The 16,653-nt window shown below is 63.3% G+C and carries 15 protein-coding genes and 1 tRNA gene; 13 read left to right on the plus strand and 3 right to left on the minus strand.

Features of this window, described 5'->3' with window-relative positions; all coding sequences use genetic code 11:
* Positions 1-22 precede the first annotated feature (22 nt).
* Together ACR30Z_RS12915 and ACR30Z_RS12920 are read right to left on the minus strand one after the other, a co-directional pair.
* Positions 23-988 (minus strand): alpha/beta hydrolase, encoded by a 966-nt coding sequence (locus ACR30Z_RS12915; protein WP_434372938.1) that lies wholly within the window; start codon positions 986-988, stop codon positions 23-25.
* Positions 989-1,111: 123 nt separating this feature from the next.
* Positions 1,112-1,194: transfer RNA gene (locus ACR30Z_RS12920), tRNA-Leu, on the minus strand.
* 263 nt (positions 1,195-1,457) lie between these two features.
* On the opposite strand from ACR30Z_RS12920, the gene ACR30Z_RS12925 reads away from it, so the two are divergent.
* Both ACR30Z_RS12925 and ACR30Z_RS12930 read left to right on the plus strand, forming a co-directional pair.
* The gene (locus ACR30Z_RS12925; protein ID WP_434372940.1) at positions 1,458-2,762 is read left to right on the plus strand and encodes a M20/M25/M40 family metallo-hydrolase; all 1,305 of its coding nucleotides are present in this window, start codon (positions 1,458-1,460) and stop codon (positions 2,760-2,762) included.
* Positions 2,763-2,789: 27 nt separating this feature from the next.
* A complete protein-coding gene (locus tag ACR30Z_RS12930; RefSeq protein ID WP_434372942.1) occupies positions 2,790-3,950 on the plus strand; it encodes an acyl-CoA dehydrogenase family protein in 1,161 nt (386 codons plus the stop codon).
* An 18-nt stretch (positions 3,951-3,968) separates the two neighbouring features.
* On the opposite strand, the gene ACR30Z_RS12935 is transcribed toward ACR30Z_RS12930, so the two are convergent.
* Positions 3,969-4,202 (minus strand): DUF5703 family protein, encoded by a 234-nt coding sequence (locus tag ACR30Z_RS12935; RefSeq protein WP_017200923.1) that lies wholly within the window; start codon positions 4,200-4,202, stop codon positions 3,969-3,971.
* Positions 4,203-4,241: 39 nt separating this feature from the next.
* On the opposite strand from ACR30Z_RS12935, the gene ACR30Z_RS12940 reads away from it, so the two are divergent.
* From ACR30Z_RS12940 to ACR30Z_RS12990, 11 genes are all read left to right on the plus strand, one after another.
* Positions 4,242-4,499 (plus strand): hypothetical protein, encoded by a 258-nt coding sequence (locus ACR30Z_RS12940; protein WP_434372944.1) that lies wholly within the window; start codon positions 4,242-4,244, stop codon positions 4,497-4,499.
* Positions 4,500-4,765: 266 nt separating this feature from the next.
* Positions 4,766-6,445 (plus strand): sugar transferase, encoded by a 1,680-nt coding sequence (locus tag ACR30Z_RS12945; RefSeq protein ID WP_434372946.1) that lies wholly within the window; start codon positions 4,766-4,768, stop codon positions 6,443-6,445.
* Positions 6,446-6,503: 58 nt separating this feature from the next.
* Complete coding sequence (locus ACR30Z_RS12950; RefSeq protein WP_144648280.1) at positions 6,504-7,613, plus strand: Gfo/Idh/MocA family protein; 1,110 nt, start codon at positions 6,504-6,506, stop codon at positions 7,611-7,613.
* Positions 7,610-8,629, plus strand: a complete 1,020-nt coding sequence (locus tag ACR30Z_RS12955; protein WP_434372948.1) for an NAD-dependent epimerase/dehydratase family protein — start codon at positions 7,610-7,612, stop codon at positions 8,627-8,629. The genes ACR30Z_RS12950 and ACR30Z_RS12955 overlap by 4 nt, the downstream gene beginning before the upstream one ends.
* A complete protein-coding gene (locus tag ACR30Z_RS12960; RefSeq protein ID WP_434372950.1) occupies positions 8,626-9,792 on the plus strand; it encodes a DegT/DnrJ/EryC1/StrS family aminotransferase in 1,167 nt (388 codons plus the stop codon). Before ACR30Z_RS12955 ends, ACR30Z_RS12960 begins: the two co-directional genes overlap by 4 nt.
* Positions 9,789-10,451, plus strand: coding sequence for an acetyltransferase (locus ACR30Z_RS12965; protein ID WP_144648283.1), 663 nt, complete (start codon positions 9,789-9,791; stop codon positions 10,449-10,451). Before ACR30Z_RS12960 ends, ACR30Z_RS12965 begins: the two co-directional genes overlap by 4 nt.
* Before the next feature lie 5 nt (positions 10,452-10,456).
* Positions 10,457-11,521 (plus strand): glycosyltransferase family 2 protein, encoded by a 1,065-nt coding sequence (locus ACR30Z_RS12970; protein ID WP_434373192.1) that lies wholly within the window; start codon positions 10,457-10,459, stop codon positions 11,519-11,521.
* A complete protein-coding gene (locus ACR30Z_RS12975) occupies positions 11,518-13,035 on the plus strand; it encodes an oligosaccharide flippase family protein (RefSeq protein ID WP_434372952.1) in 1,518 nt (505 codons plus the stop codon). Before ACR30Z_RS12970 ends, ACR30Z_RS12975 begins: the two co-directional genes overlap by 4 nt.
* Positions 13,032-14,303: a glycosyltransferase family 1 protein gene (locus tag ACR30Z_RS12980; protein ID WP_434372954.1), complete on the plus strand. Its 1,272-nt coding sequence runs from the start codon at positions 13,032-13,034 to the stop codon at positions 14,301-14,303. The genes ACR30Z_RS12975 and ACR30Z_RS12980 overlap by 4 nt, the downstream gene beginning before the upstream one ends.
* Complete coding sequence (locus ACR30Z_RS12985; RefSeq protein ID WP_434372956.1) at positions 14,300-15,760, plus strand: O-antigen ligase family protein; 1,461 nt, start codon at positions 14,300-14,302, stop codon at positions 15,758-15,760. The genes ACR30Z_RS12980 and ACR30Z_RS12985 overlap by 4 nt, the downstream gene beginning before the upstream one ends.
* On the plus strand, positions 15,748-16,608 hold the full coding sequence (locus ACR30Z_RS12990) for a Wzz/FepE/Etk N-terminal domain-containing protein (protein WP_434372958.1): 861 nt from the start codon (positions 15,748-15,750) through the stop codon (positions 16,606-16,608). Before ACR30Z_RS12985 ends, ACR30Z_RS12990 begins: the two co-directional genes overlap by 13 nt.
* Positions 16,609-16,653: the final 45 nt, after the last annotated feature.

Consider the following 16,653-nt stretch of genomic DNA (forward strand, 5'->3'; position numbering starts at 1 on the left):
GTCGTTAACTCGCTGCTCCAGCTCAGCGCTTCGCCCCACTTTCCGGCACGTAAGCGCCCGCCCAGCGGAAGACTTCTTCGAAGAATCTGCTCCGCGCCGGTTCGGCAGACAGGGCGAGATCGTGAATACCGCCATCGATCCGCGCCAAGGTGACCAACCGCCCCAGTCGTGTACTGCGTTCGGCGATATGCCGGACGTTGAGCACGATGTCCGAGGAATTGATGGTCTCGGGCGGTGCCGTTACCGATGCACTGGCGGCGGAGGCGCAGACCAGGACGGGACAGCGGATATCCAGGCCCCTGGCGAGTTCGGCGTGTCCGCGCCTGATGGCGCGCAACCAGCCGGCCAGAACGGGAAATCCTTCCAGCGGCTTCCAGCTGAGGTTGAAATCCCACGCGCCGCCCGTGGTTGAGTGCAGGCTGCGTCCGTAATGCTCACCCAGGACGCCCACCTGCCGCCTCGGCTGGTACGTCGCAAGACGGTCGACGACGGCGGTCCCCACCGTCCGCTGGAGGAACGGCTTATTCAGGTCGAACCACGGACTGTTAAGGATCAGCGCATCCACGGTGCCATCGAAGCGTCGCCGGTGTGCCCAGAGGCTGGTAATCAAGCCTCCCGTGGAGTGGCCCAGGACAACCAGGACATCGTGCCCATCCTCATCCCTGATGATGCGGGCTGCCTCGTCGAGTTCCTCGTCGTAGCTCTGCAGGGATTCGATGTAGTTGGGCGTTTGGTGGGGGAGCAGGGACCGTCCATACTTTCGAAGGTCCAGGGCGTAGAAGTCGTATCCGGCGTTGGCCCACTCATCGGCCAAGTGCGCCTGGAAGAAGTAGTCCACGAACCCGTGGACATAGAGGACGGCACGCCCGGTGCCGGTAGGTATCTTCCTGCTGACCAGCGTCGCCACCACATCGCCCTCGGAGTCGGGCTGGAGGGTCAGGGTCCGAGCTATGTAGTCGGGACCGAGGATGTCTTCAGAGCTGGTCATGTTTTTCCTTCACTGTCCACGGAAGAAACAAAGGTGATCAAACTCGCATCCTATTTCGCCCGGAGGGGCCGGGGCAAAAAACAAACAAGGCCCGGAATCCGTGGATTCCAGGCCTTGTGATTGTGCGCGGAGGGGGACTTGAACCCCCACCCCCTTTCGAGGACTAGCACCTCAAGCTAGCGCGTCTGCCATTCCGCCACCCGCGCAAGGTGGTGTTCAGATGGGTCGTTTTGCACCTTCCGGTGCTTCACTTTCCTCCGAAGCAGCGAGAAAAACTCTAACACGGTTTCGGGTAGCTGAAAAATCGGCGCTGGTCGGGGCCCTTCCGTGCCCGTCGGAGGACCCACGACGAAACGAATTCCTGACTGGGGCCGCTGCTGGTGAGTAGGCTGAGGGAACACGGGACGGGCTGCGGAGCCGCAGTTTGCGTCGCCGGAACCTGCAGCCCAGCCACACAAGGAGAATTTCCATGTCTGTCATCCGCCCCGAAGACGAAGTTGTCCGGATCTGCCAGGAGCTCATCCGCATCGACTCCTCCAACTTCGGCGACGACACCGGCCCGGGGGAGCGTGCAGCAGCCGAGTACACGGCCGGCCTGATCACCGAGGTAGGCCTTGAGGCTGAAATTTTCGAGTCCGCCCCTGGCCGCGCCAACGTGGTAACCCGCCTGGCCGGCGAGGACCCGTCCGCAAATGCGCTGGTGGTACACGGACACCTCGACGTGGTCCCTGCCCTGAGGGACCAGTGGAGCGTGGACCCGTTCAGCGGCGAACTGAAGGACGGCCTGGTCTGGGGACGCGGCGCCGTGGACATGAAGGACATGGACGCCATGATCCTGTCCGTCATGCGGAACTTCGCCAGGACGGGCCGTAAACCCAAGCGCGACATCATCTTCGCGTTCTTTGCCGACGAGGAGGCCGGTGGCACTTATGGCGCCCGGTACGCTGTGGAACACCGCCGCGAGCTTTTCGACGGCGCCACCGAGGCCATCTCCGAGGTGGGCGGCTTCTCCGCCACCATCGGCGGACAGCGGACCTACCTGCTCCAAACTGCCGAAAAGGGCCTGTCCTGGCTGCGGCTGGTGGCCCACGGCCGGGCGGGACACGGCTCCCAGATCAACACCGACAACGCCGTCACCCGGCTTGCAGCTGCCGTGACCCGGATCGGTGAATACAAGTGGCCGGTGGAACTGACGCCCACCACGCGCCAGTTCCTGGACGGCGTCACCGAACTGACCGGCGTCGAGTTCGATGCCGACAACCCGGACATCCTCCTGAAGGAGCTGGGCACGGTGGCCCGGTTCGTTGGCGCGACACTGCAGAACACATCCAACCCCACCTTCCTGCGTTCGGGTTACAAGCACAATGTCATCCCTGAGTCGGCCGAGGCATTCGTGGACTGCCGCACCCTCCCGGGTCAGCAGGAACTGGTGTTTGAGACCATCAAGGAACTCGCCGGCGACGGTATCGAGATCAGCTACGTCAATAAGGACGTCTCCTTGGAGGTACCGTTCGCGGGCAACCTCGTGGACTCCATGATCGACGCCCTGCACTCCGAGGACCCGGGCGCCAAGGTGCTTCCCTACACGCTCTCCGGCGGCACCGACAACAAGTCGCTGAGCAAGATCGGCATCACGGGCTACGGATTCGCCCCGCTGATGCTGCCGGACGAGCTCGATTTCACCGGGATGTTCCACGGCGTTGATGAGCGCGTTCCTGCCGAATCACTCCAGTTCGGCGCCCGCGTCCTGAATACGCTGCTCAGTAACTACTAGAGCAAACCACCAAAAGGAGGCCCTGCGATGGTTCCCGAAGACATCCTGCCCGAGGCCCTGCTCGAACGCCTGCGCGGCCGCGCAGCCGGGTATGACCAAAACAATCAGTTCTTCCACGAGGACCTGGAAGACCTGGCGGCTGCCGGATACCTCAAGCTGTTCGTCCCGGAGGCCGACGGCGGTTTGGGACTCGGCCTGGAAGCGGTAGCTGCGCTGCAGCAGCGACTGGCCACGGCTGCCCCCGCCACAGCACTGGCCGTCAACATGCACTTGGTGTGGACCGGCGTCGCGCAGGTCATGGCCGCCAGGGGAGACGATTCCTTGGACTTTGTCCTGAAAGAGGCCGCGCAGGGCGAAGTCTTTGCCTTCGGCATCTCGGAGGCCGGCAATGATTCCATGTTGTTCGATTCCGGCACGGTTGCCGAGCCGCTGGCCGACGGCAGCTACAGGTTTACGGGCCGCAAGATCTTCACGAGTCTTTCCCGTGGCTGGACGCGTTTGGGGACCTTTGGCAAGGATGCGGACGCCCGGGAAGGTGAGGGAGAACTTGTCTTTGGCTTCCTCCGCCGCGATGAACCCGGCCATGAGACCTTGAGTGACTGGGATACTTTGGGAATGCGGGCCAGTGCTTCGAACACCACACTCCTGCATGGGGCCGTCATTCCCCCGGAACGTATCTTCCGCAAGCTGCCCGTAGGTCCGAACAAGGACCTGCTCATTTTTGCGATCTTCGCTTGCTTCGAAACGTTGCTCGCCGCCGTCTACACTGGCGTGGCCGAGCGCGCGTTTACCCTGGGCGTGGAGAACGTCAAGCGCCGCGTGTCAGCGAAGTACGGTGGGCGCAGCTACGCCCAGGATCCGGATATCCGGTGGAAGGTGGCAGACGCTGCCTTGGCGATGGATGGGATTTATCCGCAGATTTCGGCAGTGGCCCGCGACGTCGACAACCGGGTTGACCACGGGGCGCAATGGTTTCCCAAGCTCGTGGGGATCAAATCCCGGGCTACGGAGAACGCACGCCACGTGGTGGATCTGGCCATCCGGGTGACGGGCGGATCCAGCTACTTCAAGGGTTCCGAGATGGAGCGCCTGTATCGGGATGTCCTGGCCGGCATCTTCCACCCATCCAACGATGAATCCGCACATAACACCGTGGCCAACGCGTGGTTGGGCCCCTTGGAAGGCTAGCCGACGTCGCCGCCGGGACTAGACGGTTCGCTGTACGGAATAGACCTTTCGGCGAAGCCAGAAGCGCCGCCCGCCTCCAAGGTAGAGGACGCTGCGCTCAAGTTCCCATTTGCCGTACTCGGAATGTTCGGCGAGCCGGCGCCGTGCTTCAGGCAGCGAATCGTCAGGTCCCACTGTCAGGACGAGGTACTCGTACTGACGTGCGTAGTCTCGTTGGCGCTCCACGGAGCTGCCCGGAAATTGTTCTCTCATCCCTCTCCATTTTCGTCCTTTTCCGGCTAACGTGAAGTCATGAGCATCGATCCGCGTGTCGCGCTTCAATCACTGACCGCCGCCCTTGAAGAGCATCTGGCCGCCGCATCCGCCCGGCGGGGCGAGGGCGACCCCAACGTCGAAGCCGCGTTCTTCGCCGTCGCGGACGCCTTCGAGGTTTACGAAGACGCACTCTACGAGGCCTACTCCGAGGTTACTCCGCTGCAGGTCTTTGATGACGAGGACGAGGATGATGACGAGGCCCTCGATGAAGACCTCGAAATCGTGGAGGACTAGCACCTGATCAACCGGCCACCTTCGGGTGGCCGGTTTTTTGTGGCTTTCCTCCGCCAGGATCCCTGCGTAAATCGCCCGGATTTCTGCGGGTTTTGATCGTTTCGCTACGCCCGAAAACACGTAGTCCCGCCGATGCCAGCTAGGTACTTGCACGTAGGTTACATGGGTAATCCTGCGCAAACTTGAGTACCGACTACTGGTGCGCCTCCTGACCGCCGCGGCTTCACTGATAGGTAGGCAACGGCAGGTCTGCAAAGAAGGCTGACATGGTGAAAATTCCAGTCTTGCGTTTAGGCAAGGCAGCGGCACCCAAAAGTGCGGCCCATGCCTCCGTGAGGCCAGCCTTCTCGGTCGATACAGCCGTTTCCGACGTCAATCCGCCGGTGTCTCCCTGGATTGGCAAGTCCACTGCTGCACAGCGGACTGAAAAGGCGGGACTGGCGGCGCTGAGGTCGGATGTCACCGTGGACCTCATGCCGCCAGTCACCCACCGCCGCGCGCGGGGTGTCACCCAGCACAAGGACCGCTCAACCTGGACACACTTCCTGACCACCAGTCTCCGCTTGGCGGACTCCGCAGTGGTTGCCGCAGCCGTTGTTGCAGGCCTGTTGATGAATGTCGGTGGAGTGCACCCGTCCACCGACAGCCCCGAGCATACGGCGCGCCTGATGCTGGGATTGATCCTGGGCATCGTCTGGGTGGCCGCTTTGGAGGTCTACAGGACCCACGATCCCAAAGTACTTGGTGTTGGTCCCGAAGAATACAAGCGCGTGCTCTCCGCCAGTTTCCGCGTTTTCGGCTTCCTTGGCCTCGTGGCGGTGGTTTTCCATCTCGAAGCCGTCAGCTCATTCGTCCTGGTGTCATTGCCGCTGGGCCTGGTGGCGCTCACAGGCAGCAGATGGGGATTCCGGCGGTGGCTGACCTACGAAAAATCGCGAGGCCGCTGTTTGTCCCGCGCGATCGTGGTGGGCGAACCGCAAGACGTCAGATACGTCATCAAACAGATTAACCGGAAGTCCGGCGCCGCCTACGACATCCTGGGAGCCTGCCTGCCCGGCGCGCGGCGTGGAACCGTCCTTGCGGTGGACCACCTGCGTGTCCCTGTCCTGTCGTCGATCTACGGCGTTGCACAAACCGTCCGTCAGACCGGCGCCAACGCGGTGATCGTTGCCGGCCCGGTTCCGGGCGGCAACCAGTTCATCCAGGAGCTCGGGTGGCGGCTGGAGGAGAACGCCGCTGAATTGGTCTTGGCGGCAACACTGACCAATGTGGCCGGTCCCCGCATCCACTGGCGGCCCGTTGAGGGTCTGCCGTTAATGCACGTGGACATTCCCCACTACTCCGGCGGCAAACACACCCTCAAACGACTGATGGACATCACCGTCTCCGCTGTGGCTTTGCTGGTCCTGGCACCGCTCCTGCTGCTTCTCGCCGCGATTGTCCGCACCGACAGCCCCGGACCTGTCCTGTTCAAACAAGAGCGGATCGGCAAGCAAGGAACCACGTTCCGGATGCTGAAGTTCCGTTCCATGGTGGTTGACGCCGAAGCACACCTGGACGCCCTCGGCGGCCAGGATGAGGGGGCAGGCGTCCTGTTCAAGATTCGGGGCGATCCACGGATCACCCGATGCGGGCGGTGGATGCGGAAGTACTCGTTGGACGAATTGCCGCAATTCTGGAACGTCCTGGTGGGAAACATGAGCCTTGTGGGTCCCAGGCCGCCGTTGTCCCGCGAGGTCAGCGGGTACGAACGCCACACGCACCGCCGGCTTTTGATCAAACCGGGGATCACCGGTTTGTGGCAGATCAACGGACGCTCCGACCTTCCCTGGGAAGAGGCTGTCCGGCTGGACCTGTATTACGTGGAGAACTGGTCGATAGCGGGGGACTTGATGATCATGTGGCGGACGTTCCGGGCCATGACCCGGCCTTCCGGGGCCTACTAGCGAAAGCCACGCATTAGCCAACAACAACCGCGCTATCAACACAGAAGTCGAGTGGGAAATGAGTATACGAACTGTTCCATCAGGACAACTGAACGGCCACGCAGTGCGGCCGAGGCTTCGCATTGCGGTGGTAGGGGCGGGCTATTGGGGTCCCAACCTTGCCAGGAACCTGAAGGCCAGCCCCGACTGGGACCTGGTGGCCATCTGCGACCTCGACGTCGAACGCGGCCTGAAGCTCGCCGAAACGGTAGGTGGCGTGGCCGTCGTCGAGTCCCTGGACGAACTGCTGGACACCTATAACTTGGATGCCGTTGCCGTAGCGACCCCGGCGCATACCCATCACGGAGTAGTGATGACGGCATTGCGCGCCGGAAAGCATGTACTGGTGGAGAAACCCTTGGCAGACAGCCGTGCCAAGGGTTTGGAAATGGTCGAGGAAGCCAAGGCCAGGGGACTGGTGCTGATGGCGGACCATACGTACTGCTTCACCCCAGCGGTCCTGAAGATCCAGGAACTGGTGGCCAGCGGAGCCTTGGGGGACATCCTGTACGTCGATTCCGTCCGCATCAATCTTGGACTCGTCCAACCCGATGTCAACGTCTTCTGGGACTTGGCCCCCCACGACCTCTCCATCCTGGACTTTGTCCTGCCAGGCGGATTGCACCCCACCGAAATCGCTGCGCACGGCGCAGACCCGCTCGGGACGGGTCGGGACTGTGTGGGGCACCTGACCTTCGGCCTCCCCAATGACGCCATGGTGCACATTCACGTGAACTGGCTCAGTCCCACGAAGATCCGGCAAATGATCATCGGTGGATCAAAGCGGACCCTCGTGTGGGACGACCTCAACCCCCAGCAGCGGATCAGCGTCTACGACCGCGGGGTCAGCCTGGAGCACCAGCCACGATCGGCCGCCGACAAACGGACCTCGGCCATTTCCTACCGCCTCGGCGATACGTGGTCACCCGCGTTGCAGGAACGTGAGCCCCTGGGCCAGGTGGTGGCCGAACTCGCAGGTTCCATCCGGAACCACACCATGCCCCGCACCAGCGGCGAATCAGGACTTCGCGTTTTGTCTGTCCTGGAGGCCGTCACCCAAAGCCTCAGTTCGGACGGGCAATCCACCCTGGTGGCCGGCAACGAGGTCAATCTCCAGGTTGCACGGTGAAAGAGCTGCTGGGCGCCAACGTGCTGGTCACCGGCGGCGCGGGAACCATAGGGTCCACGGTAGTCGACCAACTGCTCGACGCCGGTGCTGCCCACGTTGACGTCCTGGACAACCTCGTACGGGGACGCCGGGCGAACCTGGATGCCGCCCTTGCCAGCGAACGCGTTCAGCTGGTGGAGGGCGACGTGCGGGATCGAGACCTGGTCCACGACCTCACCCGGGGCAAGGACCTGGTGTTCCACCAGGCGGCCATCCGCATCACCCAATGCGCGGAGGAACCACGGCTGGCACTCGAAGTGCTGGTGGACGGCACGTTCAACGTGGTGGAGGCAGCAGCGCAGGAGAAAGTGGACAAACTCATCGCAGCATCCAGTGCCTCCGTCTATGGCATGGCGGAGGAGTTTCCCACCGGGGAAAGCCACCACCACCACAACAACGACACCTTCTACGGCGCAGCAAAGTCATTCAACGAAGGGATGGCCAGGAGCTTCCGGGCCATGTCCGGGCTGGATTACGTGGCCCTTCGGTACTTCAACGTTTACGGGCCCCGGATGGATGTGCACGGGCTTTACACCGAGGTATTGGTCCGATGGATGGAGCGGATCGTCGATGGCTTTCCTCCGCTGATTTTCGGCAATGGACAGCAAACCATGGACTTCATCCACACAGCCGACGTCGCAAGGGCCAACATCCTGGCCGCAGTCAGCGGCGTGCGGGAGGGCGCCTACAACGTGGCCAGCGGCACCGAGACAAGCCTGGCCGAGCTGGCCCGCACCCTGCTCAGGGTCATGGAATCACCCCTGCATTTGGAACATGGCCCCGAGAGGGCAGTGAACGGTGTCGCCCGTCGCTTGGCGGACGTCTCAGCGGCACGGAAAGACCTCGGCTTCGAGGCTGCCATCGGATTGGAAGATGGGCTGCGCTCGTTGGTGTCCTGGTGGCGGCCACTTCGCGAAGAGATCGCCTCCGCCCGCACAACGGCCCGGCCCGAAGCGCCGGCAGTTGGTGCTCGATGACAACGTCGGAGACCCGTGTAGCACGCATCGACGTCATGAAGCCATGGCTCGGCGTAGAGGAAGCGCAAGCAGTGGCCGAGGTGATCGCCTCCGGGTGGGTCGCCCAGGGACCCAAGGTTCGCCAGTTCGAGGAAGCCTTTGCCATGGAACAACAGGCGGGTTACGCCGTGGCGACCTCCAGCTGCACGTCCGCGCTGCACTTGGCGCTCGCCGCTGCAGGCATAGGACCCGGGGATGACGTTGTGGTGCCGTCGTTCTCCTTCATTGCCACTGCGAACGCGGCAACATATGTGGGAGCGCGTCCGGTGTTTGCCGACGTGGACATTGTGACCGGCTGCGTGACAGCAGAAACCATCCGTGCCGCTTTGACTCCGGCGACCACTGCGGTGATCGCCGTCGACCAGGGTGGGGTGCCCGTGGATCTTGGCCCAGTCCGGGCGCTGTGCGATCCCCTCGGTATCACGGTGGTGGAAGACGCGGCGTGTGCCATTGGTTCCCGCTATCATGGCCTGCCCGTTGGAGCGGGCGCGGAAGTGGCTGCGTGGTCCTTCCACCCGCGCAAAATCCTCACCACCGGCGAGGGCGGCATGCTCTCCACCTCACGCCAAGACTTTGCGGACAGATCAAGGCGCCTCCGGGAACATTCCATGAGCGTCTCAGCTACTGACCGCCACGCCAGCATCCTCGCACCCGCCGAAGAGTATCTCGAAGTCGGTTTCAACTACCGCATGACCGACCTTCAGGCCGCCGTCGGAATCGTCCAGTTGGGTCGGCTCCGCGAGGCTGTCCGTCGGCGGCGGGAACTCGCGGCCACCTATGCGAACGCCTTTGCCGGTATCGAAGGCCTCCGGCTGGTCAGCGACCCGGACTACGGCATCAGCAATTTCCAGTCCTGCTGGCTGGGGGTCGGTCCCGGGTTCCCGATGGGAAGGGACGCCTTGATGACCCGCTTGGCAGAAGACGGGATCTCCGCCCGCCGCGGGATCATGGCTGCCCACCGGCAACCGGCCTACGCCGGACGGGACACTGGCGCCGCCTCTTTGGACGCCACCGAATGGCTGACGGACCACACCCTCATCCTGCCCCTCTACCACCAGCTCGCCTTGGGCGACCAGGTCCGTGTCATCGATTCAGTGCTTCGCGCGGCAGGACTGGGACGATGAGCGAACTCCTCCTGATCGCCGCCAGCGGCCTCGCCCGCGAGGTGCTTGCCATGGTCCGGAGCAGCGGCCCGTTCGATGTCATCGGCATCCTCGACGACGACGAGGACAAACTCGGGCGCGTGGTGGACGGCGCACACGTGCTGGGTCCCGTCCGGGACGCCCTGAAATTCCCCCACGCGCTCCTGCTCGTGTGCATTGGATCCGGAACCGGCCGGGAGAGCGTCGTGATGCGGCTGCGCTCTCTGGGGCTTGCCGAAGACCGGTATGCGACAGCGATCGATCCGTCCGTCAATGTTCCCGAAGGATGCGAGATCGGCAGGGGAAGCATCCTCCTGGCGCATGTCAGCATGACCGCTTCGGTCACCATCGGCTCCCACGTGGTGGCGATGCCTGGCGTCACGTTCACACACGACGACGTGATCGGTGACTTTGCAACGTTCGCCTCCGGGGTGTCCCTGGGCGGAAACGTACACATCGGCCGTGCGGCCTACATCGGGATGAATGCCAGCGTCCGCGAGCGCCGATCCATCGGCGCGAAGGCAACCATTGGGATGGGTGCTGCGGTCCTTAATGATGTCCCCGAGGACGAGACCTGGGCAGGTGTCCCGGCTCGGGTCATCCGGCGGGGCAATTCTCCTGCACTGGAGGGAGTCCAGTGAAACTGATGCGCCCAGTGCCCACAGCGGACCGGCCCAGCGTGACCGTGGTAATTCCTTGCTACAACTATGGCCGGTACCTGCCTGACGCCGTGGAGAGCGCGTTGTCCCAGGACGGCGTGGAGGTGGAGGTCATAGTGGTCGATGACGCCTCCACTGACGGCAGTGCGGCCGTGGCATGGCGTTTGGCGTCGATGGACCGGCGCATTACTGTGGTCCACCACGAACGGAACCAGGGACACATCGCGACCTACAACGATGGGCTTTCCCGGGCCGGGGGCCGCTACGTCACGCTGCTTTCGGCGGACGACCTCATAGCACCAGGGGCCTTGTCCCGGGCAGCTGCTTTGATGGAAGCCCATCCCCGGGTGGGTATGGTCTACGGCTTGCCGAAGGACTTCACTGACCAGCCCCCGCCTGTTCCCTTGCATGAGCGCACCACCTGGACGGTGTGGGGCGGGATGAACTGGATCGGTTTGGCGTGCGCCCGCGGACGGAATTTCATCCTCTCCCCGGAAGTGGTGATGAGGACAGCGGCTGTACTCGACATCGGCGCGTACAGTGCAGCACTGCCGCACTCCGGGGACTTGGAGTATTGGTTGCGTGCCGCCGCTCGCTGGGACGTGGGACGGATCAACGGACGGGTCCAGGCGTTTTATCGTGTCCACGGGGCCAACATGCACCAAACCGAGTTCGCAGCTGCCGCTGTGGACCTACGGCACAGGCTTGACGCCTTCCGCGTCCTTGAGGATCCCCGGTTCCCTTGTTCCCCGGAAAAACGGGCCAAGCAACTGCAGCGGGCCAAGCGCGCCTTGAGCAAGGAAGCTGTGCAGCTCGGGTTCAAGGAGATCACGGGGGGCGGTTCCGCGGAGGCCGCTACGGAACTGCGGAAGTTCATTGAGTGCCTGCATGACGTTCCGGGCAACATCCACCGGGCAAACGCGTTACAAGCCCGGATCACGCAGGTCTCCCGCGGCAAGAAGCCTGGTACCGGTCGGGCTGCTGCCCACTATCTACACAGCCAACTGGATCGTGTCCGCTGGCGCGTGTGGGCGATGACGGGGATTTCATGACAACCGTCCGCGGGGAAGGCCGCACGCTGGGCAACCGGGCCGCGAGCGCCACGCTCTGGGGCGGGGCGAACATGGCCCTCGGCAGGATCGTCCAGTTCGCCACCACCATCATCGTGGCCCGCATGATTGCGCCGGAACACTTCGGGGCGCTGGCGGTGGCCATCGTGGTGCAAACCATCGCCACCAACATGGCTGAGCTTGGTGCGACCGCCGCGTTGGCTCGGGGCAATGGTGATCCGGACAGGATCGCACCCACCGTCTTCTCCATTGCCTTGGTCACGAGTGGAATCATGACCGGGGCCGCCATCGCCTTGGCGCCGGCCTTGGCGGCGGCCTTTGACGATCCCGCCGCGACTCCCGTGATTCAGGTCCTGTCGATCACCATCCTCCTGCAGGGCATCAGCGCAGTACCGTCCACCATGGTGTGGCGGGAGTTCCTGCAAAAGCCGCGGGTCGTCGTCGACGTCTGCAGCCTCCTGACCGTGCTGGTTCTGGTGGTTCCGATGGCCTTGGACGGCTGGGGCGCCATGGCGCTGGCTTGGTCCAGGGTTGGCGGGCAGGTGGTTGCCATGGCCGGGTACTGGATCATCACGCCCGCACGGTATGCCCCTGGGTTTGACCGCTCCGTGGCTGTGGAGATCCTGCGCTTGGGCATGCCGCTGGCCATGGCGAACCTGGTCGTTTTCGTGACCTTGAACATTGACTACCTGCTGATCGGAAGGATGCTGGACCCTGCGGCGTTGGGGTTGTACCTGCTGGCCTTCAATCTGGCAGGGCTGCCAAGTTCGGTGATCACGGCGGTTATCCGCGCTACTGCCGTTCCCACGTTCGGCAGGCTCTTCCAGGACGGGACCCTGGGCGCTCTCGCCGGCAGGTTCGTGGCCGGAGTGTCCTACTGTGCCTTTCCCATCTCGGCATTGGTGATCGCATTGGCGTATCCGCTGATCGTCACCGCCTATGGTGATGCCTGGGCCGGGGCGGGGATCGCCCTGGCCACCCTGGGAGTCTTCGGTGCCACCCGGATCCTCGTGGAGCTGTTCGCGGACCTGAGCGTGGGCGCCGGCCGGACCGTGTGGCTCTTCTGGGTCCAGGTGGCGTGGCTCGTCACGCTTGCTCCGGCTTTGTACTTCGGCATCCAATGGTGGGGGATAGCCGGCGCAGGGGTGGCGCATGCAGCCGTCGCCTGCCTGGTGGTTATTCCCCTGTATGTCAAAGCCCTGACAACTGTCCTGCGCGTCTCCGCGTGGCAACTGCTCAGCGGAAGTCTGCCTTCCCTGCTCGCGGCGGCCCTGGCGGGAGTCGGCGCTTGGCTGGCCACCCACAGCATGGGAAATCCCTTCCTGGCACTCGCCGTCGGCGCACTGCTGGGAACAGCCATCTACACAGCATTGACGTTCCACCGCGGCAAACGCCTCGTGGCTGAAATCCGCACGCTGCTCAGCGAGAAACGGGCCGCCCCCCAGGAACCGGCAACGACGCCTTCCCATATCACCGGAAGCGCAGGCCAGCCATGACACCATCGACGTTGGCAACAGCCAAGCTCATCGCACGACGCCTGCGCACCGATGGCTGGCGCCCGGTGGCGCGAACCGCAGCGGCCAAACTGGCTGCCACGGCCGTCGACACCTGGAACCTGGCAGAACCACACCTTCCGCTCCGTGATACGGACATCATGGATTCCCGGACACGTGTTCCTTCATCACCGGCGCCCTATAAAGCCGGCAACCTCAGGGTTGGCTGGGTCTGTACCCCGCCAGCCGCCGGTTCAGGTGGCCACACCACTTTTTTCCGAATGGTGGAGGAGATGGAGGAAAGGGGCCACCAGTGCACCTTGTTCCTCTATGACCCCAATGATGACGACGCAAGCCGTCACGAAGAGACTATCCGCCGCCACTGGCCGGCGCTGCGTGCCGGGGTTCGCAGCGCCACATATGGGATGGAAGGGGTGGACGCCATTGTCGCGAGTTCCTGGCCGACTGCACACGTTGTTGCGGGGCAGGCTCCGGACGGCGTCCACCTCTTCTATTTCATCCAGGACTACGAGCCCTACTTCTACCCACGCGGGTTTCTCTATGCCCTGGCCGAAGAGAGCTACCGCCTTGGACTGACCAATGTTGCGCTCGGGGCCATGATCGGCCAGGTCATGCAGTCCGAACTCGGCGAACCCCCACAGGCCGTGGTTCCTTTCGGCTGCGCCACAGACACCTACCGGCTGCTCGAGCACGCACCAGGGACCAACCGTTCAGGAGTGGTGTACTACGCCAAGAAGAAAGTGGACAGGCGCGGCTACCTCTTGGCCAAGCTGGCCCTGGAACATTTCCACGCCCTCCACCCAGAACAGGAAATCCACATCTATGGGGATACCGTCACTGGGTGGGACATCCCGGTAACGAACCACGGCAACCTCAGCCCCCAGGATTTGAACGCCCTGTACAACCGGACGATCGCCGGCTTGGCCATCTCCTTCACCAACATTTCGCTGGTTCCCGGAGAGTTGCTGGCAGCCGGAAACGTTCCCGTCCTCAACAAGGCCGCCTTCGCATCCGGGCTGCTCACGGACCCTGACGCTGTATGGGCCCCCGCGACACCTCAGGGCCTTGCCATGGCGCTCGCAGACGTGGTCACTGCTCCCGGCATCGACGAACGCGCAGCAGCCGTCGCGGGCAGGACAAGGCTGGGCTGGGCCGACTCCCGCCAATCGTTTGCGCGTTTCCTCGAGACATCATGCGCGGGCGTGCCCCTTGAAAGTCCCAGTGGTTCCCCATGGGGTGGGCGACCATGAGGGCCACGAGGAGGTCGCTCATCTTTCCGCCGGCCCGCGAGGTCCAGCTCCACGACCTGGTGGGAAGCACAAGCGATGCCGGACACGTGAGCCTGCTGCTGAAGTTCGCAGCCTTCGCCGTGTTCTTCTTCCCCTCCAACATGATCATCAAACCCATAGGCGCAGTCGGCACCATACCGATCATGCTGGCGCTCCTGCTCCTGGCGTTCTGGTTGTGTTCGGCACTCTTTGGACTCCACAACCCCTTCAGGACCAGCCATCCCGGACGTTTGGGGCTCGGGCTCCTGTGGGTGGGAACATGCGCTTCCTATGTGGCTCTTTTCTCAGGCTTCACCGGCAACACCAACGTTTCCGCGCAGGCCGCCGCAGACCGGTGGCTGATCCTCATCCTGGCCAGCGCGGGGATAGCCCTGGTGGCCACCGAAGCTGTCCGTACCCTGAACGACGCCATGTCATTGGTAAGGGCCATCCTGGCCGGAGCATTCTTCTGCTGCCTCGTCGCCCTGGTCCAGTTCCTGTTCCGCGTCAATCCCATGGTGTGGATCCAGGAGGCGATGCCCGGCTTCACGGATAATGGCGGAAACACAGCCTTCCAGGTGCGCGGCTTCATGACACGGGTTGCGGGGAGCACCTTTCACTCCATCGAACTGGCAGTGGTTTGTTCCATGCTGCTGCCCCTGTCCATCTGGCGGGGAATCTATGACCGCACCGGCCACAAGTGGCTGCACTGGGCAGGGACCGGGCTCCTGGTGGTCGCCATCGCCTCCACGGTTTCCCGGTCAGGAGTCCTCGGACTGGTGGTGGGCATGCTGGTGTTCATCCCCTTCCTGCCCCGCGTAGCACGGCGGTGGGCCTTGGTTGCAGCCCCCACAGCCATGGCCGCATTGTTCGTGGCCATCCCCGGCCTGGTGGGAACACTGACCTCCTCCTTCACGGCTGGACAAAGCGACCCCTCCCTGACAACGCGGACCAACAACTACCCCCGGGTGGCCGAGATGTTCGGTGAGCTTCCATTCCTTGGGCTCGGGCCTGGCAACTATCTTCCGGACAACGCCCTCCACATCCTGGACAACCAGTACCTCAACTCGCTGGTAACCCTCGGGCTCGTGGGTTTCATCGGTATGGTGGCCTACCTGGTCCTTCCCTTCACTTCGTCAGTCCTGGCCGCCAGGGCATCACGTTTACCGGCACTGCGTTCCCTTGCCGGGGCCGTAGCAGCAGGGGGTGCCGTGGCTGCCGCTTGCTCCCTGACGTTCGACTCGATGGCCTTCCCCGTGTTCGCCCTGGTCTACCCGTTCATTGTTGGCCTCGGAGGAGGCACATGGACCATGGTCCGCCGTGAAATCGAACTCCGGGAATCCGCAGTTCCACACCAAGAAACCGGCGGTCCGCCCCGGAACGGACTTCCCGTCAAACCTTCCACCCTGAACGAAGAGGCGATCACATGGACCCGGTAGCAGTTTTCAAAACGTTGTGGCATCACAAATTCATCGTGCTGCCTGTCCTGCTGGTGACCGCGCTCGCAGCCCTCTACGTCTACTCTTTCGCTCCACGGTCCTACGAAGCCAAGGCCACCTACGCCATTGTGAACCCGAAGATCCCTTCGGCCGCGGAACTTGAGAAGAACCCGTCCCTTAACTCACTGAACACCGATAATCCCTACCTCCGCTCAGCGGACTCCTCCCTGATCGCCCAAGTAGTGGGCACACGGTTGAACGACGACACCACCGGCGACGCCCTCCTTCGAGAGGGGCTCAGCACGGACTTCACAGTCCAACGCCCGCCCGCGTCCTTCCTGATCGAGATTTCAGCGGCCTCGGAAAGCAAAGAGAAAGCCGTAGCCACCGTCAAAGCGCTCGGAGCCCGGCTGGAGAACGATCTCCTGGCCATCCAGTCCATCAATGGCGCTGATGAACGGTACCTGTACACCTCGCTGATGGTCGCCGCTCCGGACAACGCCACCGAACAGTTCTCCAGCCGCCTCAGGTCCCTGATCGTCGTACTCGTCGCCGGCGTGGTCCTGACCTTCGGGGCAGTGTCCATCGCCCGCGGATTGGAAGCATCCAGGGCGCGGGCCCGAACAGCGGCACCGGCAGGGGAGCAGAAGAAACCCCGCCGTCGGCAGCACGGGCCAGACCAGAACGGTAAGGGCACGGGGACTGGTCCAACCATGGACGAACTCACCATCCAGGACGTTCTGGAGCCAGCTGAAGCAGACCCGTTCCTCGCAGCCAACAGACCATTGAGTCAATCCCTCCGCTCACGCGCCAACGGCAAGTCGCCCATCAAGGAAACCTCTGCCTGAAAGGCCTCCCGTGAAACCGAGGACAGCGGGCATCTTAGGCGGAAC

The organism is Paenarthrobacter sp. FR1 (genome assembly GCF_051106045.1).
Taxonomy (GTDB): domain Bacteria; phylum Actinomycetota; class Actinomycetes; order Actinomycetales; family Micrococcaceae; genus Arthrobacter; species Arthrobacter nitroguajacolicus_A.